This window comes from Streptomyces sp. GDS52, from assembly GCF_052246875.1.
In the GTDB taxonomy this organism is placed as follows: Bacteria; Actinomycetota; Actinomycetes; order Streptomycetales; family Streptomycetaceae; genus Streptomyces; species Streptomyces cathayae.
This window is the reverse complement of record NZ_CM125966.1, coordinates 2,474,121-2,498,056: the sequence shown is the minus strand read 5'-3', so window position 1 is coordinate 2,498,056 and position 23,936 is coordinate 2,474,121. Positions and strand designations below refer to the sequence as shown.

At 72.7% G+C, this 23,936-nt stretch carries 20 protein-coding genes; 8 read left to right on the top strand and 12 right to left on the bottom strand.

What is annotated here, in order from left to right:
• Nucleotides 1-22 precede the first annotated feature (22 nt).
• The 9 genes from ACTWJ9_RS11170 to ACTWJ9_RS11130 form a co-directional block, all read right to left on the bottom strand.
• On the bottom strand, nt 23-613 hold the full coding sequence (locus ACTWJ9_RS11170; protein ID WP_279334092.1) for a hypothetical protein: 591 nt from the start codon (nt 611-613) through the stop codon (nt 23-25).
• The gene (locus ACTWJ9_RS11165; RefSeq protein ID WP_279334091.1) at nt 610-1,374 is read right to left on the bottom strand and encodes a phytanoyl-CoA dioxygenase family protein; all 765 of its coding nucleotides are present in this window, start codon (nt 1,372-1,374) and stop codon (nt 610-612) included. Before ACTWJ9_RS11165 ends, ACTWJ9_RS11170 begins: the two co-directional genes overlap by 4 nt.
• A gap of 63 nt (nt 1,375-1,437) precedes the next feature.
• On the bottom strand, nt 1,438-2,277 hold the full coding sequence (locus ACTWJ9_RS11160) for an LLM class flavin-dependent oxidoreductase (RefSeq protein ID WP_279334090.1): 840 nt from the start codon (nt 2,275-2,277) through the stop codon (nt 1,438-1,440).
• A 43-nt stretch (nt 2,278-2,320) separates the two neighbouring features.
• On the bottom strand, nt 2,321-3,871 hold the full coding sequence (locus ACTWJ9_RS11155) for an aldehyde dehydrogenase family protein (protein WP_279334089.1): 1,551 nt from the start codon (nt 3,869-3,871) through the stop codon (nt 2,321-2,323).
• 65 nt (nt 3,872-3,936) lie between these two features.
• A complete protein-coding gene (locus ACTWJ9_RS11150) occupies nt 3,937-4,689 on the bottom strand; it encodes a 4'-phosphopantetheinyl transferase family protein (RefSeq protein ID WP_387036121.1) in 753 nt (250 codons plus the stop codon).
• Complete coding sequence (locus ACTWJ9_RS11145) at nt 4,686-5,894, bottom strand: cytochrome P450 (RefSeq protein ID WP_279334087.1); 1,209 nt, start codon at nt 5,892-5,894, stop codon at nt 4,686-4,688. Before ACTWJ9_RS11145 ends, ACTWJ9_RS11150 begins: the two co-directional genes overlap by 4 nt.
• Nucleotides 5,891-7,330, bottom strand: a complete 1,440-nt coding sequence (locus tag ACTWJ9_RS11140) for a hypothetical protein (RefSeq protein ID WP_279334086.1) — start codon at nt 7,328-7,330, stop codon at nt 5,891-5,893. Before ACTWJ9_RS11140 ends, ACTWJ9_RS11145 begins: the two co-directional genes overlap by 4 nt.
• On the bottom strand, nt 7,327-7,680 hold the full coding sequence (locus ACTWJ9_RS11135; protein WP_279334085.1) for a hypothetical protein: 354 nt from the start codon (nt 7,678-7,680) through the stop codon (nt 7,327-7,329). The genes ACTWJ9_RS11140 and ACTWJ9_RS11135 overlap by 4 nt, the downstream gene beginning before the upstream one ends.
• 132 nt (nt 7,681-7,812) lie before the next feature.
• Nucleotides 7,813-9,153, bottom strand: a complete 1,341-nt coding sequence (locus ACTWJ9_RS11130; protein ID WP_279334084.1) for an alkaline phosphatase family protein — start codon at nt 9,151-9,153, stop codon at nt 7,813-7,815.
• A gap of 628 nt (nt 9,154-9,781) precedes the next feature.
• Between ACTWJ9_RS11130 and ACTWJ9_RS11125 the strand changes: the two genes are divergently transcribed.
• From ACTWJ9_RS11125 to ACTWJ9_RS11110, 4 genes are all read left to right on the top strand, one after another.
• Nucleotides 9,782-11,422, top strand: coding sequence for a carbamoyltransferase family protein (locus ACTWJ9_RS11125; RefSeq protein ID WP_279334083.1), 1,641 nt, complete (start codon nt 9,782-9,784; stop codon nt 11,420-11,422).
• A gap of 17 nt (nt 11,423-11,439) precedes the next feature.
• Nucleotides 11,440-13,113, top strand: coding sequence for an FAD-dependent oxidoreductase (locus ACTWJ9_RS11120; RefSeq protein WP_279334082.1), 1,674 nt, complete (start codon nt 11,440-11,442; stop codon nt 13,111-13,113).
• Nucleotides 13,110-13,604 (top strand): adenylyl-sulfate kinase, encoded by a 495-nt coding sequence (locus tag ACTWJ9_RS11115; RefSeq protein ID WP_279334081.1) that lies wholly within the window; start codon nt 13,110-13,112, stop codon nt 13,602-13,604. The genes ACTWJ9_RS11120 and ACTWJ9_RS11115 overlap by 4 nt, the downstream gene beginning before the upstream one ends.
• A gap of 250 nt (nt 13,605-13,854) precedes the next feature.
• Nucleotides 13,855-15,279: an FAD-binding oxidoreductase gene (locus tag ACTWJ9_RS11110; RefSeq protein ID WP_279334080.1), complete on the top strand. Its 1,425-nt coding sequence runs from the start codon at nt 13,855-13,857 to the stop codon at nt 15,277-15,279.
• 145 nt (nt 15,280-15,424) lie between these two features.
• On the opposite strand, the gene ACTWJ9_RS11105 is transcribed toward ACTWJ9_RS11110, so the two are convergent.
• Entirely contained in the window at nt 15,425-16,621 is a 1,197-nt protein-coding gene (locus ACTWJ9_RS11105; RefSeq protein ID WP_279334079.1) for an RNA-guided endonuclease InsQ/TnpB family protein, read from the bottom strand.
• 152 nt (nt 16,622-16,773) lie between these two features.
• On the opposite strand from ACTWJ9_RS11105, the gene ACTWJ9_RS11100 reads away from it, so the two are divergent.
• The gene (locus tag ACTWJ9_RS11100) at nt 16,774-17,805 is read left to right on the top strand and encodes a methyltransferase (protein WP_279334078.1); all 1,032 of its coding nucleotides are present in this window, start codon (nt 16,774-16,776) and stop codon (nt 17,803-17,805) included.
• A gap of 470 nt (nt 17,806-18,275) precedes the next feature.
• Here ACTWJ9_RS11100 and ACTWJ9_RS11095 read toward each other — a convergent pair whose 3' ends face one another.
• Complete coding sequence (locus ACTWJ9_RS11095; RefSeq protein WP_279334077.1) at nt 18,276-18,488, bottom strand: gas vesicle protein; 213 nt, start codon at nt 18,486-18,488, stop codon at nt 18,276-18,278.
• 286 nt (nt 18,489-18,774) lie between these two features.
• On the opposite strand from ACTWJ9_RS11095, the gene ACTWJ9_RS11090 reads away from it, so the two are divergent.
• Both ACTWJ9_RS11090 and ACTWJ9_RS11085 read left to right on the top strand, forming a co-directional pair.
• Nucleotides 18,775-20,967 carry a DEAD/DEAH box helicase gene (locus tag ACTWJ9_RS11090; protein ID WP_443295634.1) on the top strand — a complete coding sequence of 731 codons (2,193 nt, stop codon included), beginning with the start codon at nt 18,775-18,777 and terminating at the stop codon, nt 20,965-20,967.
• Between the two features lie 43 nt (nt 20,968-21,010).
• Nucleotides 21,011-22,300 carry an FUSC family protein gene (locus ACTWJ9_RS11085; RefSeq protein WP_443295633.1) on the top strand — a complete coding sequence of 430 codons (1,290 nt, stop codon included), beginning with the start codon at nt 21,011-21,013 and terminating at the stop codon, nt 22,298-22,300.
• A gap of 63 nt (nt 22,301-22,363) precedes the next feature.
• Here the strand turns inward: ACTWJ9_RS11085 and ACTWJ9_RS11080 are convergent, their stop codons facing one another.
• The gene (locus ACTWJ9_RS11080) at nt 22,364-22,690 is read right to left on the bottom strand and encodes a plasmid stabilization protein (protein ID WP_279334072.1); all 327 of its coding nucleotides are present in this window, start codon (nt 22,688-22,690) and stop codon (nt 22,364-22,366) included.
• A 234-nt stretch (nt 22,691-22,924) separates the two neighbouring features.
• Here ACTWJ9_RS11080 and ACTWJ9_RS11075 point away from each other — a divergent pair, with 234 nt between their 5' ends.
• Nucleotides 22,925-23,905 carry an SDR family NAD(P)-dependent oxidoreductase gene (locus ACTWJ9_RS11075; protein ID WP_387040412.1) on the top strand — a complete coding sequence of 327 codons (981 nt, stop codon included), beginning with the start codon at nt 22,925-22,927 and terminating at the stop codon, nt 23,903-23,905.
• Nucleotides 23,906-23,936 lie beyond the last annotated feature (31 nt).

Sequence of the window (23,936 nt, the reverse complement as noted above, 5' to 3'; positions counted from 1 at the left end):
CGGGGGGCGGGTGAGCGGCCCCTCACGCGGGCCAGACGCGCAACTCCTCCTTGACGATCCGCGCGGTGACAGCGCCGTTCGGCCCGGGACTCCAGGCGTCGGGCCCCAGCAGCCGCACGGTGAACGCGTCCGGTGAGAGCCGCAGCCAGGAGGCCGCGACGCCCGTGTGGCCGGTGCGTCCGCCCGAGGGCAGATCCTCGGCGAGCAGCACCGTGACCGGACAGGGCAGCGCGCCGGCGTCCACGTCCGCCAGGACGGCCTCGGTGAACCCGTCGCACCCGGTCGGTTCCGCGAACGGGCCGGGGCAGAGCAGCAGATGGGCCGGCGGCGGCCCGATCCGCGCCGCGCGCACGGCGCGGGCGAGGACGGCGGCACCCGCCCCCGGCGCCCCGCTCGCCATCGCGAGCAGCGCCCAGGCCAGGGCGGGGGTTTCGGTCGCCGAGGGAGCGAGCGGGTTGCCGGGATCGGCCGTCACCACGGTCAGTTCGGGCGCGAACTCCCGCAGCAGCGGGCCGCCGACGACACCCGCCGGGTCGGCCACCAGGAGCCGCAGCACGGGACGCGGCCCCGGGGCCTGGAGGATCTGGCGCGTGTCGAAGGGGGCGGTGCTCATGACAGTCCGTCCGTGAGCCCGAGCGAGAAGTAGTTCTCGAAGCCCAGCAGCCTGCGCATCCGGGGCCCGCTGCGCTCGGCGACCTCCGGCTTCAGGCCGTTGAAGAAGTTCTGCTGCTGACGCACGTACCCGCGGCAGTAGTAGTTGAGGATGCCGTGCCGCGCCCGCCCGGTGACGTTGGCCCCGGTCTGGTGCCACAGCCGCCCGTCGAAGATCATGACACTGCCGGCCGGGCCGCAGACCGGAACCGTCTCGACGTCCCCCTCGCCCCGGTCGTAGTCCGGCTGGCGGCCCAGGAGATGACTGCCCGGCACCACGCGGGTGGCGCCGTTCTCCTCCGTGAAGTCGTCGAGCATCCACATGCTGTTGGCCACGAGTGCGTACGGGGGCCAGGGTGGCCGGGCGAACGTCTGGTCGGCGTGCACGTTCATCGGGGAACCGCCGGGGCCCGCGATGTTCGCGTGGGTGCTGGAGAGCAGGAAATTGAAGCCCAGCACTTCCTCCATCACGTCGAGCGTCGAGGGTTCCTGCACACAGTGCTCGAACTCTTCGCCCTTGTTCAGAAGGCTGAAGACCCGCTGGTTTCCACCGTCGTAGAGAAAGGCGGTGCCGTCCTCGCGCTCCTGTTCCGCCACTTCGGTGAGACGGGTGCTGAGCAGTTTGAACTCTGTCCTGGACAGGGGGGATTCAAGAATGCAATAACCGAATTCCTGAAGATCCCTTATGGCCTTCTGCTTGCTTCCTGTGACGGTCGCATACATGCGGCAACTTTATCAGCACGCGTCATAGGGGCGGAAGAAGGGAAACGGCCAGGGGAAAAGCGCTCAGGGAATCAGGACGTCGGCCAGCCGGTCCACTTGGGACAGGTGGGCCGCCGTCGGGTGGAACACCACCTCGTCGAAGCCGGCGGCGGCGAGCGCCGTGACCTGCTCGCGCACCTGTTCCGGTGTACGGGGTGTCTTGGCCACGAAGGCGTCCGCCTCGTCCCCGAGGACGCCGAAGTACTCCCGTACGAAACCGGCGGCCTCGCGCGCCACCTCCTCGCCCAGCCAGAACCGGGACAGCGCGACCAGTCGCGGCCGGCCCTCCCGGCCCGCGGCCGCCCACGCCTCGCGCACCTGCTCGGCGGCGGGCGCGATCCGGTCGGGTGTCAGCCCCGGCGCGGTCCAGCCCTCCGCCCAGCGCACGGTGCGCCGTACCGCGGCGGCGCTGAGCCCTCCGATGAGCAAGGGCGGTACGGGGGCGGGAAGGCTGCCCGGGTCGTGGTGCTCCCGCAGCCGTGCCAGCTCCGCCAACTGCCGGTCGAAGGCCGCGCCCCGGGACCCGAAGTCGCGCCGCGCCGCCTCGAAGTCGTCCGCGCGCACCCCCGGGCCGAGCCCCAGCAGGAAGCGGCCGCCCGCGAGCGAGGACACCGTCGCCGCCTCCTTGGCGAGCACCGCCGCCGTGGTGAGGGGAGCCACCAGGATGTTGGTCGTCAGCGTGATCCGCGAGGTCACCGCGGCGGCCGCGGCCAGCACCGCCAGCGGCTCGTGCCCGGGGTAGCACAGGCGCTGGGTCGCGGCGACGGTGGAGAAGCCCCGGCTCTCGGCCCGGACGGCCCAGTCGATCTGGAGCCTCCCGGAGGCCCCGGGGACGGTGTTGGGGAACGCGATACCGATCTTCATGGGTGGACTCCGCGGCGGGGGAGAGGGGGCGTGGGCGGGGGCATCACAGCCCCAGCAGCCGGTAGGGGGGCACGGCGGGCGCCGCCGGCCCGTACGAGGCATCGGTGACGGACTGGCGGCGGCGGTAGCCGTCGAGTTCGTTGGTCAGCCGTTCCCAGACGGCATCGGCCGAGGTGCCGTCCTCGGGCGGGAGTTCGAGGTCGACCAGCCGGTAGTCGTTCACCCACACCTGCTCGGCGCGCAGGGCCTCGGCGACCGAGTGCGCGTGCCCCGGGTCGGCCGACCAGACGCCGGCGCTCAGCCCGTACCGCGTCCCGTTCGCGATGCGCACGGCCTCCGCGTCGTCGCCGGCCCTGATCACCGACAGGACGGGCCCGAAGATCTCCTCCTGGGCCACCGTGCTGTCGGGGGCGACCCCGCTCAGGACGGTCGGCAGGAAAAAGGCGCCCGGGTCCAGGCCCTCGGGCAGGTCGCCGGCGTCCGGGGGGCTGCCTCCGCACACCACTTCCGCCCCTTGCGACACACCGACCCGGACGAAGTGCTGGGCGGTGCGGGCCTGGTTGCGCGAGACCAGTGGGCCGAGATCCGTCTCCAGGCTCAGCGGGTCGCCCAGACGCAGCCGCCCGGCCAGCCCGCGCACCCGCTCCACGAAGTCCTCGTACACGTCCGTGTGGACCACCGCGCGTGAACCGGCCCTGCAGATCTGCCCGTTGTGCAGGAAGATGCTCCAGGCCGCCCCTGCGGCCGCCTGATCGAGGTCCGCGTCCCGGAGCACCACGTTCGGGGACTTGCCGCCCAGGTCCAGCCGGGGCGCGGCCCCCGTGCCCGAGACGCCGAGCCGGACGCTCTCGCCCACCGCGTCCGAGCCGGTGAAGGCCACCAGGTCCACGCCCGGAGCCCGCACCAGACTGTCCCCGGTCGTGCCACCGGGCCCGGTGACCACGTTCACCACGCCGGGCGGCAGCCCGCACTCGTGCAGCAGCCGGACCAGTTCGAGCGCGGTGACCGAGGTGAACGAAGCCGGTTTGACCACACAGGTGTTGCCCGCCGCGATGGCGGGCGCGATGCGCCACGCGGACAGCAGCAGCGGCAGGTTCCACGGGACGATCGCGGCCACCACGCCCAGCGGATGCCAGCGCAGATACCGCGCGTCCGCTCCGCCGCCGGCCCCGCTGTGTCCCTGGGCCAGCCGTTCGGGCAGCCGCTCGGCCCACCAGGCGCTCCAGGCGAAGGCCGCGCGGGCGCCGGGGACGTCCGCGCCCAGTGCCTTGCGCAGCGTCGTGCCGTTGTCGCGCACCTCCAGTTCGGCCAGGCGCCCGGACTCCTCGGTGAGGCGTTCGGCGACCCGTCGCAGCACCGCCGCCCGCTCCCGGGGCTCCATCCGGGGCCAGGGGCCCTCGTCGAACGCCCGGCGCGCGGCGGCCACCGCCTCGTGCACGTCACTCTCGCCGCAGCGTGGCACGTCGGCGAGGTGGCACCGGGTGGCCGGCTCGAACGACCGGAAGGTCGCGCCGTCGGACGCCTGCGCCGGCCGGCCGTCCACGTACCTCGGGAAGTGCTCGGCCATCGGGCCCTCCTGGTCCAGTTCGATCATGGTCGCCGGATCCGGCTCACGCTGCCCGCCCGCCGGGCGGCCGCCTTCGCGACGCGGCGGGCAGGTCACTCCCGAAGGGCACGACCGGCCGTCGGCCCCCGGTCGAGGAACTCGTCGACGGTCAGGGTGCGGACCTCGATCCGCCCCCGCGCCTCCTCCCCGGGCACGGCCACCGCCGCGAGGTAGGGCGCCGCCACCCCGGTCAGGTCCCGCACACGCCACGAGCGCCCGTCGCCGCCCAGGGTGGTGACGTCGCAGGGCCACTCCCGTGCCGTCGGGCACACGGGCGTGCGCAGCCCCTGGACGAGGCGCCCGCCCCACGCCTTGACGCTCGCCTCCTTGCGCACCCACAGCCGGAAGAACAGCTCCGGCGCCGTGCGTACGGGGCGGGCCGCCACCGCCGCCGCCTCCTCGGCCGGGAAGTACCGCCGCGCGATCTTCGCGGCGGCCACCGGCCGCACCCGCTCCACGTCCGCCCCCACCGCGCTGCCCCACGTCACCGCGAGCAGGGTCAGCCCCGCGGTGTGCGAGAGGCTGAAGGCCGGCCGGGCACCGGGCCCCTGCCCGAGCAGCTCGGGCTTGCCCTCACCGCGTACGGCGAAGCGCAGCGCGGTCGGGGCCACCCCGGTCAGCGCGCCCAGACAGCGCGCCAGCACGGCGTGGCTGAGGGCGAACTCGTCCCGGTCCGCGGCCGACCGCAGCCGGGCCATCCGCTCCCGGTCCTGGGCCGGCAGCAGCTCCCGGGCGCGGGCCGTCACCCGGGCCGTGGCCTCGGTGGACACGCACCACAGGAGCACGCGGGCGGGCGCCGCGGTCATGCCGGGGCGCGGAGCAGGACGGGCAGCTCGGTGACGCCGAGCGGCAGCAGCCGGGAGGTGTGCTCCACGTCCTCGGCCGGGACCGCGAGCCGGGCACCGGGGTACGCGGCGAGCAGCCGCCCGATGCCGGTGGCGAGCTGGACGGTGGCGAGGTCGGCCGCCGGGCACTGGTGCGGCCCGGCGCCGAAGGCGAGCGTCGGCGTCCGCGCACGGTCCACCAGGAGCTGATCGGGCCGCTCCACGAGACGCGGGTCGCGGCAGGCGGCCGAGACCAGGGGGAGCACCGGGCTGCCCGCCGGCACGGTGCGCCCGGACAGCTCCACGTCCCGCGTGGCCAGCCGCAGCAGGCCGTCGTTGCTCGACGGGTAGAACCGCAGCAACTCCACGACGGCGCCGGGCACCAGCTCGGGCTGTGCCACCAGCCGGTCCCGGAACCCGGGCGTGGTGAGCACCCCGTACAGGTGACGCGCCAGCAGGTCGCGGATGCCGATGTAGCCGGAGATGACGAGTCCGTGCAGCAGCGTGACCCGTTGGGCCTCGGTGAGCGCTCCGCCGCCCGCCTCCGGGTCGTCGTGGCCGAGCAGCACGGTGGCGACGTCGTCGCCCGGTTCCCGGTCGCGCTCCTTGAGCAGCGTGGTGAAGGCGTCCCCGAGCCGGTCCCGGCAGGCGGCGGCCTCCGGGCTCTCGGCGCCCCCGGACATCAGCAGCGTCTCGACGTCACCGGTGACGCGCTGCCACCGCGCTCCCTCGAAACCCAGCAGCTCGACGACGACGCGGCCGGCGAACGGCGCGGTGTAGGAGCTCACGAGGTCCACCGGGCCCGGCTCGTCGCCCAGCCCGGACAGCAGCTCCCCGGCGATCGCCTCGATGCGCGGGCGCCAGCGCGCCACCCGGCCGGGGCCGAACGCCGAGACGACCGGACTGCGCAGGACGGTGTGCTGCGGCGGGTCGAGGTCGACGATCCCGGTGCCCTGCCCCCGGCCGAAGCCCTTGCCGGGCAGGACCGCCGCCGCGTACCGGCTGAAGACCGGGTCGGTCAGTACGGTCCGTACGTCGCTGTCCCGGGTGACGAGATACAGCTCGCCCCCGTCGGCCAGGCGTACCCGGGAGACGGGGTCCTCGGCGAGCAGCCGGCCGTACTGGGGCGGGACGGTGCCGCCCGGGCCCGCGGGATAGGGGAAGACGTCGCCCGCTGCCGCGCTCACCGGCCCGCCCCTCGCGGGTAGGCGGTGAGCTTGCGCACGGACGGTGCCACCGGCTCGAACGGGAAGTCCTGGGCCAGCACCCGGTTGTCGAGCTGGTGCTCCACCACGATGGTGCCGGCGCCGTAGTCCTCGGCGATCTGCTCCACGTCCTCGGCGGTCACCAGGCCGGTCGGCCGGCCCAGCAGGGTGGCGATGCCCTGGGCGGGGGCCAGGATCTCCAGCGCGAAGCCGCGGGCCAGGTGCTGGCGGTGCGTGTGCGAGGCCACGATGAGGAAGTCCTCGTCGTTGTCGAAGAGGAAGTGGCACAGGGCGCGGGCCTGGAGGAAGCGCCGGGGCCGCTCGGTGTAGCGACGGCTGGAGACCAGGACCGGGCCGGCCGCCGCGTTCCGGCTGCCGTACGCCACGAGCCCGCGGTCGACGTAGGGCACCGGCTCCGTGTAGTACGTGAGCAGGGTGTCGGGGTCGAAGCGCTCGGTGTCCGCCACTTTGGCCCAGGCGCGGACCCGGTGGGCCAGTTCGTAGCCCAGCTGCCAGGGGTTCTCCAGGCGGTCCGGGTCGTAGAACAGCTCACGCACGTCCGCGCAGATGTCCCGCAGTTCCGCGATCGCCGAGTCGGCGGGACGGCCGGGCGGCGGGTCGCCGGCGACCCGCCGGGCCCGCTCGATCCACTGGAGCTGGTCGGTGATCCGGTCCGGGTGGACGGAGTTGAAGAAGTCGAGGCCCATCACCTCGGGCAGCTCCCCGCGGGCCCGTGCGATGGCCTGTGCGTAGGGGGCGGACTCCGTGTACGGATCGAGTCCGAGGCGGGCGGCGCAGCGGCAGAACTCCGCCTCCTCCTCGCCGGTGGCCCGGATCGCGGCCCACTCCTGCTGCAGCGGGGTGCCGCTGACCTCACGTTCGACCAGCCGGGCGACGACGGCGTCGACGAAGCCGTGCAGCGTCTCGGCGAGGGACGCGCTGCCGACGACGGCGTTGCCCCGGCCCAGGAAGCGGGTGCCCTCGCGCGGGTCCGGGCCGCCGTCGGGCATCCACACGATCCGGGTCTGGTGGCCCTCGGGCACGAACAGCACGTCGGGCCAGCGGAAGCCGTCGCAGGCGGCGCGCAGGATGTGCCGCCGGGAACGCGACCACCAGGAGCCGCGGGAGTCGCCGACGCCGTTGCGGTAGGCGAAGCGCAGCTGCGAGATCTGTGTCCCGGGACGCGCGTCGGCCAGCAGCGACCACCAGTTGAAGGCGATCCACTCGGCGAGCGGGTACAGCGAGCCCACCGTGTACGGCCTGATGGTGCCGGCCCGCGGGTCCTCCACCGTCGTCAGTGGCGGAAGGTCACCGATGGACATCTCCAGGTCGGCCCAGGTGGCGCCGAGTTCGCCCTCGGTCCCGGCGGGCGGCGGCTGCCATTTCCAGCTGAGGGTCAGGTCGGGAAGTGTGCTCACGCGATGCCCTCCGGCCATTCGCTCGGGTGCAGGGTGTAGCCGGTGTACTCGCCGGGCGCCCGCCCGGTCAGCCGGAACTCGTGGACCACGTCGCCGTCCCGGTGCCACGCGTACCGGGGAAAGCCGTGGGCCCAGGGGTGCCCGATCCGTCCCTCCGCCAGCGCGGCGCGCAGCAGCTCGGCGGGAGCCTGCTCCTGCGGCCCCTCCCAGGAGAGCGCGTCCGGGGTGGCGGGCCGCCACTCGGTGAACCGCGCCGTGTCGGCCAGCTCCCGCCGGTTCGTCCCCGCGCCCGGCTCGGCCACGGACCTGCGCTGTTCACGCCGTCGTTCTGGCGCTCGTACCTCGGGCACGTCAGACCTCCACAGAATGTGAGAGTGCGGAAACGGAAGGGAAGGCGGGGCGGGCGCGGCGACGAAGGTGACGGCCGGCGCAGTCGCGGTGGCGGGGGGAGACAGGGCGCGAACGGTGACGGAAGGGCGTGGTCAGGCGGGTGTCCCGAGCGCGCGGCCCGGCCAGCCCTCGGGGGTGGCACGTCCGTGCAGCCGGCTCAGGGTGACCGGAATGTCGACCGGCGAGGCCACGGCCGCGTCGGCGTGGCCGGCGGCGAAGCCGGGGCCGAGGCCGGCCCAGAACGACTCGCGGCGGTGCCAGCCGCTCTGCCAGGTCCGGTGCACATGGGTGGCCCAGCGGGGGTCGCCCAGCGGGAGGTAGCGCCAGTCCGCCGGCTCCATGATCAGGTCGGGGGCACCGGCCGTGGCGGTGCCCGGGTACACCTCCTCGCGGGTGTGCACCGCGGCGAAGAAGGGGAGCCCGGTCCGGGGGTTGAGGGTCTCCATGAGCGCCGTGACGACCTCGGCGCGCACCCGCTCGTAGTCCTGCTTGCGGACCGTGCCGTGCTTGTAGCGGCCGCGGACGTTGATGTTCATCCCGTGCGTGCCCTGCACCGCCTCGAAGGCCGTCGTGCGCGCCCAGTCGATGCCCCCGTCCGGGGTCTTGGCCAGCAGACCGGCCCGTTCGAGGTCGTCGTTGATGGAGCAGTAGTCGCGCAGCGGCCCGAATCCGATCTCGGAGAAGGCCAGCACGTCCGTGTGGTCGTCGGCCAGCGCGAGGGCGTCCTGGATGACCTGGTCGTTCGTGCGGTACGCGGCGAACACCGCGCTCTCCTGCTCGTGTTCGGGCCCGTGCTCCAGTTCCTGCCAGTAGATGTGCGAGGTGCGGTCGATGCTGGTGAGGTTGACGATCACCACGTTCGACTCGGGGAGCAGCGCGAGGGCCGCCTTGCCCCGCTGACGGTCCGCCTCCAGCAGGTGTGGCAGCAGCTGTTCGCGGGGCTGGCCGGTCCAGAAGATCGAGACGTCGTGGACCGGGCGGATGCCCTCCTTGGCCAGCCGGCGCTGAAGGTCGCGCGGGTGGCAGGCGTGCAGGGTCGCACGCATCGGATAGCTGATCACCGCCCCGTCCATCGGCTCGACGGGATGGGTGCCGAACAGGCCGATGGAGGCGAAGCGCAGACCCGCGAAGGACTCCTGCTGCCACAGCAGCGGATGCCGGCGGTCGGCGGAACCGAGCACCTGCGGCGCGTACTCGGGATCGTGGCAGGTCCAGTAGGAGAAGTAGCCGTGGTCGGCGGCCCGTTGACCGGTGAGGACGCTCAACAGGCCCGGGGGTTCGTAGGGGGTTCCCTCGGCGGAGACCGCTCCGTGGGAACCCTCGGCACGGAGCCGGGCGTATCCGGGCAGGAGACCGGCGGCACACCAGCGATCCAGCAGTGCGGGTGCCGCGCCCTCCGTGATGATGACGATCGTACGTTGCTGCTTTGTCACCCAGCACTCCCTCGTCCGGCGGTCCAGGGGATACAGGCATGCCATGTACGGGATGTCGGTGGTGCGTTGTGTTCCGGGCGGCGCGGCAGAGGAGGTCCGCGGGACGCGGGGACCCCGCCGATAGCACGGTGTGACCGTACATGCTCCGGATTTATCCTGCTTGCCTCTGGATGATGATGACCGAAAGCAGTGGGGAGGACACGGGCCGAACGGAGCTTGAACGGGAGGGGCGGCGCGGCGCACCACCTCCGGTTCCGGTGGCCGCGCCGGTGTCCGGGCCGGAGCGCGACGGACGGGGGCCTCGGCCGGGCGGTGACGGCATTTCGGACAACCGCCCGTGGAGGGGTGCCCCCGTTCTTGACAGTGCGCGACGCCGGTTGATTAGAGTTGCGCACCGCTCCGGCTTCCTGAACTCCTTCTTCTCAGAGATCCGTTACGACGTCTGTCGCTTCTCAGAGCGCTTCTCGCACCCGTTCCGTTTCAGCTCGTCCGCTGACGAGCGAGGCACACGTGCCACGCGGGGCGGGGTCCGCCGCTGCTTGTTCTTCCATCACCGGGCCAGGGCTCTGGCAGGTCTCGGTCGATGTCCCCCGATGGAATCGATGTCCCCCAAGGGAAAGGACGCGATATGTCCGTGCTGGGCCTCGGCGGATCAGGTCACGACTGGGCGGCGTGCGCCACCGACGGCGAGCGTCTCGTCGCGGTCGACGAGGAACGCCTGATGCGCAGCAAGTACGGTCTGGGCGCCGACCTGCTGGCCGGCGTCAGCCGCCGGGCGTGCCTGGAACAGATGGACACCACCGCGGCCGATGTGGAGCACGTGGTCGCCTGCGAACTGGTGCCGCGCCCCTTCTACCACTCCTTCCGCCGCCGGGTGCGGGTGATCAACCACCATCTCGCCCATGCCTACAGCGCGTTCGGCGCCTCGGGCATGACCCGCGCCGCCGTGCTGGTGTGCGACAACTCCGGCAGTCTGACCACCGGGGACAAGACCGGAGCCGGTGCCCGCGAGGCCGAGACCATCAGTTCGTACGTGGCCGACGAGGACGGTATCCGGCTGGTCGACCGCGTCAGCGGCACCCACCTCGTGGACGCGGGCTCGGAGAGCGCTTACTACCAGCCCGGCGAGACCGACAACTCGCTCGGCCACTTCTACCGCACCGCGAGCATCGCCATCGGCCTCGCCTACACGGGTCCCAAGACCCGGTTCCCGGTCAGCGAGGACGGCAAGACGATGGGGCTCGCCCCCTACGGCGACGAGCGTTTCGTCGACGAACTGTCGGAACTGGTCACGCTGTTGCCCGAGGGCAGGGTCAGCATCTCGGCGAGCAAGACCACGCACGTCCTCTCCCGGCTCGCCGAGGGCGCCGACTTCGACACGAAGGCGGCGATCGCCCGGGCGGCCCAGGAGGTGCTGGAACACGCCCTGGTGCACTGCGCCCGGGCCCTGTACGAGCGGACCGGTCTGACCGACCTGTGCCTGGCCGGGGGAGTGGCCCTCAACAGCGTCGCCAACGGCCGCATCCTCAAGGAGACTCCCTTCGAGCGGATCTTCGTGGTCCCCGCCGCCGGCGACAACGGCATCAGCCTCGGCTGCGCCTACTACGGGCTGCACGAACTCGAAGGCGTGCCCATGGACCGCCTGCCGGCCTTGCGCGACGCCTATCTGGGCCCCGAGTACCCGCGCGCCCGGGCCCAGCGGGCCGTCGCCGACTCCGGGCTGCCCGCCCGCACCCCCGAGGACCTGCCCGGGACGGTCGCCGGGCTGCTGGCGGACGGCAAGATCGTGGGCTGGTGGGACGGCCGCAGCGAGTTCGGGCCCCGGGCGCTGGGCCACCGCAGCATCTTCGCCGCCCCCTTCCCGGCCTCCGTGCGCGACCACCTCAACGATCACGTCAAGTTCCGCGAGTGGTTCCGCCCGTACGCCCCCGTCATCCGCGCCGAGCGCAGCGCGGAGTTCTTCGACCTCGGCCAGCCCTCCCCGTACATGCTCATCGTCACGAAGGTGACCCGGCCCGACGCCATCCCCTCCGCCACCCACGTGGACGGCACGGCCCGGCACCAGACGCTGGAGGAGCACCAGAATCCTTCCGTCCACCGCCTGTTGGGCGAGTTCGAGCGGCTCACCGGCTGTCCGGTGATCCTCAACACCTCCTTCAACGTGGCCGGCCAGCCCATCGTCGAGACCCCCGAAGAGGCGGTCGAGGCCTTCGCGTCCATGAACCTGGACCACCTCGTGGTCGGCGACCAACTGGTGAGCAAGGGCTGAGCGGAGAGGCCGCCTCCATGTCCGTACTGGTCGTCGGCGGCGGACCGGCGGGGCTGTCGGCCGCTCTGTTCCTGGCCCGCGCCGGCGTCCCGGTCGTCCTCCTCGACCGCAGGGCCGGCACGTCCACCCTGCCCCGCGCCACGCACGTCACCCGGCGCACTGCCGAACTGCTGCGCGAGGCCGGACTGCAGGACGCGGTCGCCGAGGCCGGTTTCGAGGTCGTCACGGGCCACGACCCGCGCGTCGACACCGAGCCCGAGCGCGTGCTGCCCCGCACGGTGGTCGCCGTCCGCTCGCTCAGCGAGCTGGACGGCGCCCAGGTGCTGGAGACCGGCGCGGAGGAACTCGCGATCCCCGGCCCCTGCCCGCCCTACTGGTGCGGTCAGGACCGCATGGAGCCGCTGCTGCGCGAGGCCGCCGTACGGGAGGGCGCGGACGTGCGCTTCGGTCACGAACTCACCGGCCTGACGGTCCGTGAGGACGAGGTGCTGGCCCGGGTGCGCCGCCCGGACGGGGGGACGGACACGCTCGGTGCCCGCTACCTGATCGCCGCCGATGGGGCACACGGCACGATCGCGGACCGGGTCGGCATCGCCGACACGGGGCTGGGCACGGTCGCCTCCCGCACCAGCATCTTCTTCCGGGCGGACCTCAGCCGCCTGGTCAAGGGCCGCCGGTTCTTCATGAGCATGATCGAGAATCCGGAGTTCACCGGGGCGGTCATGCAGCTCAACGGCGCACACACCTGGGCGGCCGCCGTGGAGAGCCGGGCCGTCGGCGAGGGCCCCCCGGACCCGGGTCGGTGCCTGAGCCTGGTGCGCGCCGCGATCGGCGACCCGGGGGTGGCCGCGGACCTCACCGGGACCCTGCGCTGGCAGGCCCGGCACAAGATCGCCGAATGCTACCGTCGCGGCCCCGTCTTCCTCGTCGGGGACTCCGCCCACCTGCACCCCCCGGCCGGCGGCTACGGCTCCAACATGGGGATGCAGGACGCCCACAACCTGGCCTGGAAGATCGCGGCCGTGCTGCGCGGCTGGGCCGCCCCCGGCCTCCTGGACACCTACGACACCGAACGGCGACCGGTCGGCTTCGCCACCGCCCAGCAGACCCTCCTCCTCGACGGGGTGCCCTCCGAACGGCTCGACGGCGCGGTCCCCTGCGACCCCCGCCTCATCATCATGGGCTACCGCTACCACTCGACGGCCGTGCCCGGCTCCGAAGCGGCACCCGACGGAGCCTTCCCGCCCGAGTTCGACCTGTCGGGAGCCCCCGGCACCCGGCTGCCGCACCTGCCGGTACGGCTCGCGCACGACCCGGGGGCGGAGCCGGTCTCCACCCTCGACCTGTGCGGGCCGACCCCGGACGGTTCCCACCTCACCCTGCTCGCCACCGACGACCGGTGGGGGTGCACGGCCGCCGGGGTCGCGGGCGAACTCGGCGTCCCGGTGACCGCCCACACCGTCCTGACCGACCCCGCCTCGCCCGCCGACTTCGCGCGGTCCTGCGGTACGGGGCCCGGTGGCGCCCTGCTGGTGCGGCCCGACGGTTTCGTGGCCTGGCGCGCCGAGTCGGCCGAGCCTCCGCACGACGCCCTGCGCCACCAGCGGCTGGCGTCGGTGGTACGCGCCATCGTCTCCCCGCTCCCGGACGGCGCCGAATCCCCACCACTGACCCTTCGGAGTGGTCCATGACATCCCACCGCCCCTTCTGCACCTGCTGGCCCGGCGCCACCCTGTGGCTCACCGGAGCACCGGGCGCGGGCAAGACGACCGTCATGACGGGGCTCGCCCGCCGTCTGGAGGCGGCCGGTCGGCGCGTGCACGTCCTGGACGGGGACGAGCAGCACACCCTGTTCGGCACGGACCCCGCACCCGGCCGCGTGCGGCGCGCCGCCGATGTCCAGCGGGTCGGCCTGGTCGCCGAGGTGCTGGCCCGCAACGGCGTCCTCGCCCTGGTGGCGGTGACCGCCGCCGACGCGACGCAGACGGACGCCGTCCGCCGTCGCCACACCCGGTCGGCCACCACCTGCCTGGAGGTGCACGTCGCCACCGGATCCGACCGGGCGGACGACCCGTACGCGGCGCCCGCCCGGTGCGACCTCACCCTTCCGGCGTACCGGCAGAGCGCCGAGGAGTCGGTGACGGAACTGATGAACCTGCTCAAGCGGCGCGAACTCGCGTGAGGGGAAACGTCCTTCTCGCGGACAAGCGCGCGAACGGATGCGCGGGCGGGGCCACCGACACGTCCGTGGCGACGCCGGCGCACCCGGACCGGCGCCGGTCGTCGTGGCTCGTTCCGGCCTGTGGGCCCCTACGGCTTCAGTACTGTCGCGCCGACACGCGGTACTTGTTGTACCCCTGTTTGTATCACCGGAGCGGGTGGCGGCAGGGCGAGGAACACACGAACAGCACCACGGAACAGAAGGGCGACAAGTGAGCGAGCACAGGAGCGAGTCGGACAAGGCGGCCCTGTCCCCCGAAGAGGTGCGCAAACTCGCTGACAGTGTGACGGGTGAGGTCTTCCTGCCGGACGAGCCCGGATACACCGAGCGCGTGAACGGCTTCGACCGCGCCGTCGAGCACCGCCCGGCGGTGGTCGTCGCCGTGGCGAACGCGCAGGACGTCGTGACGTCGGTCGGCTTCGCGCGCGACCACGACTGGGCGGTCGCGGTCCAGACCACGGGCCACGGCGCGGCCCTGCCCGCCGACGAGAACACCCTGTTCCTGGCGACCCGCGGGATGAACGGGGTCGAGGTGGACCCCGAGCGGCGCGTGGCACGGCTGGAGGCCGGGGTGCTGTGGGAGGAGGTCCTGCCGGCCGCGGCCGAGCACGGCCTCGCGCCGCTCAACGGCTCGGCGCCCTTCGTCGGCGCTGTCTCCTACACACTGGGCGGCGGCATCGGCGTCCTGTCGCGGCGCCACGGGTACGCGGCCGACCACGTACGGCGCATCGAGGTCGTCACCGCGGACGGCGAACTGCGGGTCGCCACCCAGGAGGAGAACGCGGACCTCTTCTGGGCGCTGCGCGGAGGCAAGGGCAACTTCGGCGTCGTGACCGCCATCGAGGTCGAGCTCTTCGAGGTGTCGCGGATCTACGGGGGCGGCCTCTTCTTCCCGGCCGAGTCCGCCGCCGAGGCGCTGCACTTCTACAGCGAGTGGGCCGCCGGGATGCCCGAGGAGATGAGCTCCTCGTTCTTCATGCTCGACTGGCCCGACGCCGACGGGGTGCCGCAGGAGTTGCGCGGGAAGTTCGCCCTGCACCTGCGGCTGTGCTACCTCGGTTCGCCCGAGGAGGGCGAGCGGCTCGTCCAGCCGCTGCGCGACCTCGCCCCCACGCTGCTCGACACGGTCGTCGACATGCCGTACACCGAGGTCGGCACCATCCACAACGACCCGCCCACGCCCGGCTGTTACCACATCAACACCTTCCAGCTCAGCCGCTTCGACCACGAGGTGGTCGACGCCGTCCTCGCACAGGTCGGGCCCGGCAAGAAGAGCGCGGTGGGCCTGGAACTCCGCCAGCTCGGCGGAGCGTTGGCCCGCCCCCCGAAGGTGCCCAACGCCGTCGCCCACGTCGACGCCCCCTTCCAGGTGTACGCGGCCGGAGTGCTGGGCGTCGGCGAGGACGATGCCGTACTGGCGGACCAGGACCGGGTCGGGGAACTCTTCGAGCGCTGGGACAGCGGCACCCGGATGCTCAACTTCATGGCCGGCGTCGCCCACACCGACGCCGCCTATGTGAGCCAGGCGTACACCCCTGAGGCGTACGCGAGGCTGCGCGCCCTGAAGACCACGTGGGACCCCGGCAACATGTTCCGGGTCAACCACAACATCCCACCGGTTTCCACAGAGGTGTAGCTCCCCTCACCTCCCAGGGCGGTCCCCGGGACACCCGGGAACCGCCCGCCCTCGGGACGCCCCTCCTCTGCTCACCAGCCGACCCAGCCAGCCGAGCGATACGGAGACACGGTTGACTTCTCCCCCTCGTGAGCGAGGGGGATTCTCACGGCTCGCGCCGTGATGCTTTCTGCTTCGTCGCCGACTGCCCGCCCGGAGAACTCCGTTGAGGTCTTACACCAGCTCCACAGACTGTCACCGCCAGCCCGACGGCCAGAAGGTTGCGTGCTGCGTTCACATCCCGGTCGTGGGTCGTTCCGCAGTCACACGTCCAGGTGCGGACGTGCAGGGGCATCTTCTCCTGCAGGGTGCCACAGGTGGAGCACAGCCTGGAGGAGGGGAAGAAGCGGTCAACCGCGATCACTTCCCGCCCGTACCAGGCTGCCTTGTACTCCAGCATGCTCCGGAATTCCGACCACGCCGCGTCACTGATGGCGCGGGCGAGACTCCGGTTCCTGACCATGGTGCGCACGGTCAGGTCCTCGATCACGATCGTTTGGTTCTCACGAACGAGACGAGTCGTCAGCTTGTGCAGGCCGTCGCGGCGACGGTCGGTGATCCTGGCGTAGATCCTGGCGACCTTGCGCCGGGCCTTGCGCCGGTTCGCTCCGTCACCCTTGGCCTTCTTCGCCAGTCTCCGTTGGGCCTTGGCCAGTGCCACGCGGTCGCAGCGCCCATGCCTCGGATTGGCGATCTTCTCGCCGGTGGACAGGGTCAGCAGGTGATCCAGGCCGACATCCACGCCGACCGCGCTGTCCGTGGCGGCAAGCGGCTTCACACCGGTGTCCTCGCACAACAGGGAGACGAACCAGCGCCCGGCCGCGTCCTGGGAAACGGTCACCGTGGACGGCGACGCCCCCTCGGGCAGCGGCCGGGACCACACGATGTCGAGTGGATCGGCCATCTTCGCCAGGGTCAGCTCGCCGTCACGGAAGCGGAAACCACTGGTGGTGTACTCCGCCGACTTCCGCGACTTCTTGCGCGACTTGAAGCGCGGGTACTTGGCCCGCTTGGCGAAGAAGTGGGTGAACGCGCCTTGCAGGTGCCGCAGCGTCTGCTGCAACGGCACCGACGACACCTCGGACAGGTAGGCCAGCTCCTCGGTCTTCTTCCACGCGGTCAGCATGGCCGAGGTCTGGTTGTAGTTCACCCGCTCCTGCCGCGCCCACGCTTCCGTGCGTGCGGCGAGCGCCAGGTTGTAGACCTTCCGTACGCAGCCGAACGTGCGCGACAGCTCGGCCGCCTGCGCATCGGTTGGAGAGAAGCGGTACTTGAACGCCCGCTTCACGCACGTCGCGGTCACGTTCGCAAACTAGCGGGGTCGCGGCTTAAGACCAAACCTGCGGGTCAGAGCACGGAGTTTCGCCCTGACGGCGAAACTCCGCTTCCTGCCCTGCTCCGCAGGAGTCTCGTTCCTCCCCCGGCTGAAGCCGGGGGTATCCCGAGAGGACTCTGATGAACGAGCACGTCGACACAGCGGACAAGGGCCCGAACAAGCAGATGGTGGAACTGCTCCAGGGAGCGTGGCGGGCGCGCGCCATCCACGTCGCCACCGAGCTGGGCCTGCCGGACCTGCTGGAGCGGGGCGAGCGCACAGTGGCCGAACTGGCCGAGCTGACCGGCACGCACGCCCGGACTCTGGGCCGCCTGCTGCGCGCACTGTCCACCTTCGGGGTCTTCCAGCGGCACGCGGACGGCCACACCTACTCCCAGTCGCCGCTGTCGGCCGTCCTCGTCTCCGAGCCCGGCAACGCCGAGTCCACCGACGCGCGGTTCATGGCGGCGAACTGGCACTGGGCCGCGTGGGGCGACCTCCTGCACTCGGTGCGCACCGGTGACTCCTCCTTCGAGGTCGCCAACCACGGGGTGTCGTTCTGGGAGCTGACCAAGAGCGATCCGGAGGCCAAGGAGCGGTTCAACGAGGCCATGAACGCCGTGTCGCGGGAGGAGAGCACCGGGGTCGCCAGAACGTACGACTTCTCCGGGGTCCGGACGGTGGTCGACGTCGCCGGCGGGCTCGGCAGTCTCCTGGCCGCGATCCTCACCGAGCACCCCGAGGTGTTCGGCACGATCCTCGAACGCCCCGAAATCGTGCCGCTCGCACAGGCGCGACTGGAGGCGGCGGACGTCGCCGGGCGGTACGAGATCGTCGCCGGGGACTTCTTCGAACAGGTGCCGGCCGGTGCGGACCTCTACACGATCAAGCGCGCCCTGCACGACTGGGACGACGACACGATCGTGCGCATCCTGGAGCAGATCAAGGAGGCGATGCGGCCGGACTCCGTCCTGCTGATCATCGAGGGCGTGGTGGACGAGGAGTCCGACCAGGAGGCTCTGTTCCGGGGCCTGCTGCTGACCGTCCTGGTGGGCGGGCAGGACCGGCCGGAGTCGGACTACCGGGCCCTGGCCGAGCGGGCGGGCCTGCGCGTGGTGCGCACTGTCCCGGTCAGCGACGACCTGCGCATCGTGGAGACCCGCCGGGACTGACACCGTCACGGCCTGGACCACGACGGCCCGGACCACGACGAGCGTGCGCGGGCCCCGGGACGGGCCGACCGTCCCGGGGCCCGCGCAGAACTGTCCGGACGGGTGCGTGAGAAACCGTCACGATGACGGCCGGATCGGCCGGGCCCGTGGCCACCTGCCAGGACCGGCGGAACCTCGTCACGATGCGCAGGTCGTCCAAGGTGACTCGCGGATCCCGGGTGGGGCGCATCGGTGCCGGGTCAGCCGTCAGGCCGTTCCGCCTCACCCTCGTCATCGTCATCGGCGGCGGTGGTGGTGGGCTCCTCCCGGCGTTCGGACCCCGCCGCCGGGAGTGTGTGCTCGGGGCGGTTCCGCACCTGGGCCTGTGCGCTGCGCCACCCGCACCAGGGGCACCACTCGTCCAGCAGTTGCTCGACCGGGGCGCGCTTGCCGCAGGCCGGGCAGGTCTCCTTCTCCTCGCGTGTGTGGCGTCACGCGGCGGTCTCCGTGTCCGTGCCGGACGGGAACTCCAGCCCGTAGCGGGCAGCCGTCTCGAAAGAGGCCAGCGCCGCGCGCAGACGGATGCCCAGCAGCTCCACCCCGGCCACCGAGACCATGATGTCGGCGTTGAGCACGAGGCCCTTGTCCAGCAGGGTTTCCACCACGTGGGCGAGGCTGCCGTCGCCGTCCCGCCGGGGCTGCATCGGGGACGGACCCGCACCCGGAGCCCCACCCGGAACCCCACCCCGGGACGGGCCACGCCACGAGACCGCGGACGGGAACCTGCTGTCGCTCGGGGTGGTCCTCTCGGGATAGTTGCTCATTCCGCGCGTTTGTCCGCTCTCCTGCCACTTACACACCCGGGCCGCACCCGGGCCCGGGGCCGAGAGCGCGTGGGGTCGGGATGATCCGCAGCGCACCGCGGGCGTCCGACGGGGTCCGGTGGGGGCGGTGGGAGGATGCGGGGAGGGCAGGAGAAGGGCGGGAAGCGTGGGGCGGGGTGAGCGGGAGACGGTCGCGAGGGGAGCGCGACTGCACGAGGCGGCGCGGGCGCTGGCCGGTGACCACGGCAGGGCCGTCGAGGCGGTGCGGGCGGCACTGAAGCCGATGCACGACGCGGCGGTGCAGCGGGAACTCGACGCCATCCCCGTCGCCCGGCTGCAGGACGTCACCGAAGGACGGCTCCGGCTGGGAGGCGTCGAGAAGAGCGGACTGCGCACCGTGGGCAGCGTGCTCGAAGCGGGCCCCTACCGGTTGCGGCAGATCCCCGGCGTCGGGCAGCGCACCGTCGACCGGATGCTCGCCGCCGCTCGCCGGCTGTCCGAGGCCGTGCACGAGAGCGTGGCCGTCCACATCGACGTGGACCGGCCGGAACCGAGCACCACCGCGCTCGTCAGGGCCCTGCACGTACTGGTGGAGGCCGGTCCGGACACCCGGCGTGCCGTCGACAGGGCCACCGCACTGGCGGAGCGGCTCGCTCCGCCGCTGGCCGATGCCAGGCCCGCCGCCGGGCGTCTCGGGATGCTCGTGGCGGGCCGGGAGAAGAGGGCCCGCGCGCTGGCCGCGGTCACCGCGATCCGGGTGCTGGTGGACGAGGAGGAGCAGGCGGGCCTGCCCGGACTGCTCGCCCAGGCCTCGGTGGACCTGCTGCGCGGGCCCCCCTCCGACGTCGCGGCCTGGGTGGACTTCGAGCTCCGCTCGGCCGAGTACTACAGCCTGCTCGCCGAGATCTCCGGGCGGTCGCCCGACGCGGCCGCCACCGAGGGATTCCTGCCCGACGAGATCGCCGAGCGGGTACGGACCCTGTGGCTCGACGACTCCCATCGGCGGGTCTCCCTGCGCGGTTACCAGGCGTTCGGCGCGCGGTTCGCCCTCGCGCAGCACAAGGTGATACTCGGCGACGAGATGGGGCTCGGCAAGACCATCCAGGCGATCGCGGTGCTGGCCCATCTGGCCGCCGAGGGGCAGAGCCACTTCATGGTCGTCTGCCCGGCGAGCGTCCTGGTGAACTGGACCCGGGAGATCGAGAGCCGCAGCGCCCTGCGGGGCAGCGTGCTCCACGGCCCCGACCGGCACGACGCGTTCGCCGACTGGAAGGGGCGGGGCGGGGTCGGGGTGACCACGTTCGACGCACTGCGCGGATTCCCCGCGCCGGGAGGGGGCGAGGTCGGGCTGCTCGTGGTCGACGAGGCGCACTCCGTGAAGAACCCGAAGGCCAAGCGGTCCCAGGCGGTCGCCCTGTGGGCGGAACACTGCGAGCGCGTCCTCTTCATGACCGGAACCCCGATGGAGAACCGGGTCGCGGAGTTCCGCAACCTGGTCCGGATGCTCGACGGCGACGTCGCGGAGTCCCTCGGCGAGGGGGACGCGCCGGCCGGATCGGTCGCCTTCCGCAAGGCCGTCGCCCCGGTCTACCTGCGACGCAACCAGGAGGACGTGCTGACGGAACTGCCGAGCCTCCAGCAGACCGACGAGTGGGAGGAACCGAGCGCCTCGGACGAGGAGGCGTACCGCGAGGCCGTGCGCGCCGGCAACTTCATGGCGATGCGCAGGGCCGCGTACGCGCGCCCCGGGAAGTCGGCCAAGCTGGAACGGCTCCGGGAGATCGTCCAGGAGGCCGGTGAGAACGGGCAGAAGACGGTGGTCTTCTCCTACTTCAAGGACGTCCTGGGCGTGGTGAGGGAGGCACTCGACGCGGCACCCGACGCGGCGCCCGCTGACGGCACCGCGGTGTTCGGTCCGCTCACCGGAAGCGTCCCGGCCGGACGGCGGCAGCAGATCGTCGACGACTTCGCCGCTGTCCCGGGCCCCGCGGTGCTCCTGGCGCAGATCCAGGCGGCGGGCGTCGGCCTCAACATGCAGGCCGCCTCGGTCGTCGTCCTCTGCGAACCCCAGATCAAGCCGACCCTCGAGCACCAGGCGGTGGCCCGGGCCCACCGCATGGGCCAGGTCAGGCCGGTCTGCGTGCACCGCCTCCTCGCCACCGGGGGAGTGGACGAGCGCATGGTGAAGATGCTGGAGGACAAGACCCGCCTGTTCGACGCCTACGCCCGCCGCAGCGCCGTGGCCGAAGCCACCCCGGACGCGGTCGACGTCTCGGACACCGAGCTGGCGCGCCGGATCGTCGAGGAGGAACAGGCACGCCTGGGCATGACCGACGAGCGGCCCCCGGCACCCGGGTGAGCGACGGGGAAAACGCTGGCTCCCGGCCCCTTCGCCTCGGCGCGTGCCCTGTGCCGCGTCGGGTACTCGTGCCGAGGCGAAGAAGCGGGGCGCGGGCCGCACCGTGGCGGCGGCCGGGGGAGCGGACGTGGGACGGGAGGAGGACCGGTTGGCAGCGTGGCTTCCGAGGACGGCTCGCCGGCTGGGGTGGGAGCTCGCCGCGGTGGGCCGCAGCGCCTGCTCCGCGCTGAGGCACCCGGGTGCCGAACGGGACACCATGGTGCAGTCGCTCAAGGCCGCCGGCGCGGCGATCGCCGCCTGGGCGCTGACCGGGTGGTGGCTCGAAGCGCCGATGGCCCTGCTGGCACCCTGGACCGCCCTCGTGCTGGTGGCGAGCACCGTCTACCGGTCGGTGCACTCGGGGGTGCAGCAGTTCGCCGTCATCGTGGTGGGCACGCTGTGGGCCTCGGCGGCGCTGGCCGTCACCGGGAACTCCACCCTGGGCGCGATGGCCCTCACCCTGCCGCCCCTGGTGCTGATCGGCACCTATCGCCGACTGGGCGACCAGGGCATCTACGGCGCCACCACGGCCCTGTTCGTCATCACCTACGGCGCGTCCACGGCGGGAGCCGTCGGCCACCGGCTGCTCGAGACGCTGATCGGTGCCGTGGTCGGTGTCGCGGTCAACGCGTTCGTGCTGCCGCCGGTGCACCTGCGCAGTGTGCGGGAGAACCTCCATGCGCTGGTCCACCACAGTGGGGAGCTCCTGGCCTCGGTGGCCGAGGGGCTCCGTGCGGAGGACGGGCTGTCGGACGCCGCGGAGTGGCACGACCGCGCCTGGCGGCTGGGCGGGACGGTGCGGGCCCTGGCCGACGCCAGGCGGTGGACCTCGGAGAGCTACCGGTTCAACCCCGGGTGGCGGATGCGCCGCAACGGTCCCGCGCTGCCCCCGGCCGAAGCGGACACGGCCTGGGAGCGGATCAGCGGTCATCTCGTCGCCATCACCCGCACCCTCGAGGGCGCGGCCGGCGACGAGCCGCGCCTGGTGGCCCCCTCCTCCGCGTACCTGGCCCGCTGTGCCGAAGTACTGGGGCGGGCGGCGACCGTGTGCCGCGTGGACGCGGAGATGCTGGAGAAGACCGGACGGCCCTCCTCCGCATCGCAGCCGGACCGGCGGGACACCGCCCTGAGGGAAGCGCTGGCCGCCCACGACGCGCTGACCACGGACATCCGGCGGGAGGAAGGGGCGGCGGTCGCCACGGGCGGCGAACTCGTCGTCGAGACGCACCAGCTCCTGTGCGAACTGGCGAACGCGGCCGAACGCCGTCGCGGCGCGCCCGCACCGGAGCGGTAGCGGCGGACGCGCGGCGTCGGCAGGGCGGCCTGTCGGGCGGGACGGGCAGGAGGGCCAGGAGGGTCAGCGCCCGACGGCCTTGCGCAGTTGTTGCTTGTTCATGGACGAACGGCCTTCGATGTTCTTCTTCTTCGCCTCTTCGTAGAGCTGGTCCTTCGTGGGGCCCTGGGCACCCCTGTGGGAACGCTCTCCGCCCCGCTGCGAGGCGGACTTCGGGTCCTGGGTGGAGGTCCTGCTCGAGGTCCTGGCCTCACCCGAGCGTGCACGCTCCTTGTTCACCGTGCGCGCGGCGATCTCCTTCGCGCGCTCCTCGGACCTGCCGCGCTCCTCGGCGCTCTCCTTGATGTGCTCGTACTGCCGCTCTCGCTTGGCGTTCGATCCGGACGGCATGACGCGTCTCCTCTGTCTCGTGTCTGTCTCGTGCATCGCGCATGTCCCACACGGATGTCACACGGGCACCGGTGCTCTGCGGGTACCCGCGACCAGCGGCATGCCACACCGTGCCGCCGCAGCGCACCGTGCCGCAGGCGTTAACCGCGCCCGACAGGGGCACTCGGCCGCGAGGCACCCCGGTCCGCGACGACAGGAAGCCGCGCGGGCCGCGCACCGTAGAAGGAGGCCGTGATGTCACCTCTGACCGCTTCCCCGTCCCTCCAGGGACTGTCAGCCGTGGTCACCGGCGGCTCGCGGGGGCTGGGGCTGCTCCTCGCGGACGAGCTGGCGGCCCGGCACTGCGCGGTGACGATAGTCGCCCGGGACGGCGAAGAGCTGACCCGGGCGGCGGACCTGATCCGCCGGCGCCGCGGGGCACGCATCCGCACCGCGGTGTGCGATGTGCGGGACCGTACGGCCGTGCGGGACGTGCTCGGCGACACCGCCCGGGAACACGGAGGCGTCGACCTGGTGATCGCCAACGCCGGGATCATCCAGGTGGCGCCCGTGGAGGCCGTCGGTGCCGAGGAGTTCCGGTCCGCGATGGACACGATCTTCCACGGTGCGCTGCACACCTCGCTGGAGGCGCTGCCGTATCTGCGCAGGAGCCCGGCCGGCGGCCGGCTCGCGCTGATCGGTTCGGTCGGCGGGCTGCTCGCCGCCCCGCATCTGCTGCCGTACTCCTGCGCCAAGTCCGCCGTGGGAACGCTGGCGGAGGGGCTCCATGCCGAAGCCGCCCGCGACGGGGTCACCGTCACCGCCGTCCATCCGGGCCTCATGCGCACCGGTTCACACCTGCACGCCGTCTTCGGGGGTGAGCGGGAGAAGGAGTTCGCCTGGTTCTCGACGGTGGCGGGCATGCCGTTGGTGTCCATGGACGCCGGCCGGGCGGCGAAGGCCATCGTCCGCGGCGTCCAGCGGCGCCGTACGCGCATCGTGCTCACGCCCGCCGCCCGTGTGGCCGGCCTCGCGCACGGTGTGGCACCGGCGCTCACCACCCGGGCCGCCACCCTGGCCACCCGCATGCTGCCGTCCGCCGGGGACGGCCGTCGAGGGCTCCGGAAGGGCGCCGAGGTCGGGCCCCCGTCCCACCCGGTGGCGCGCAAGGTCCGCGCGTGGGGCAGCGCGCTCAACGACCGCGCGTCACGGGCGTACAACCAGCGTCCCGTGTGACGGCCGGGTGCGGTGCGGACAGCGGGCGGCA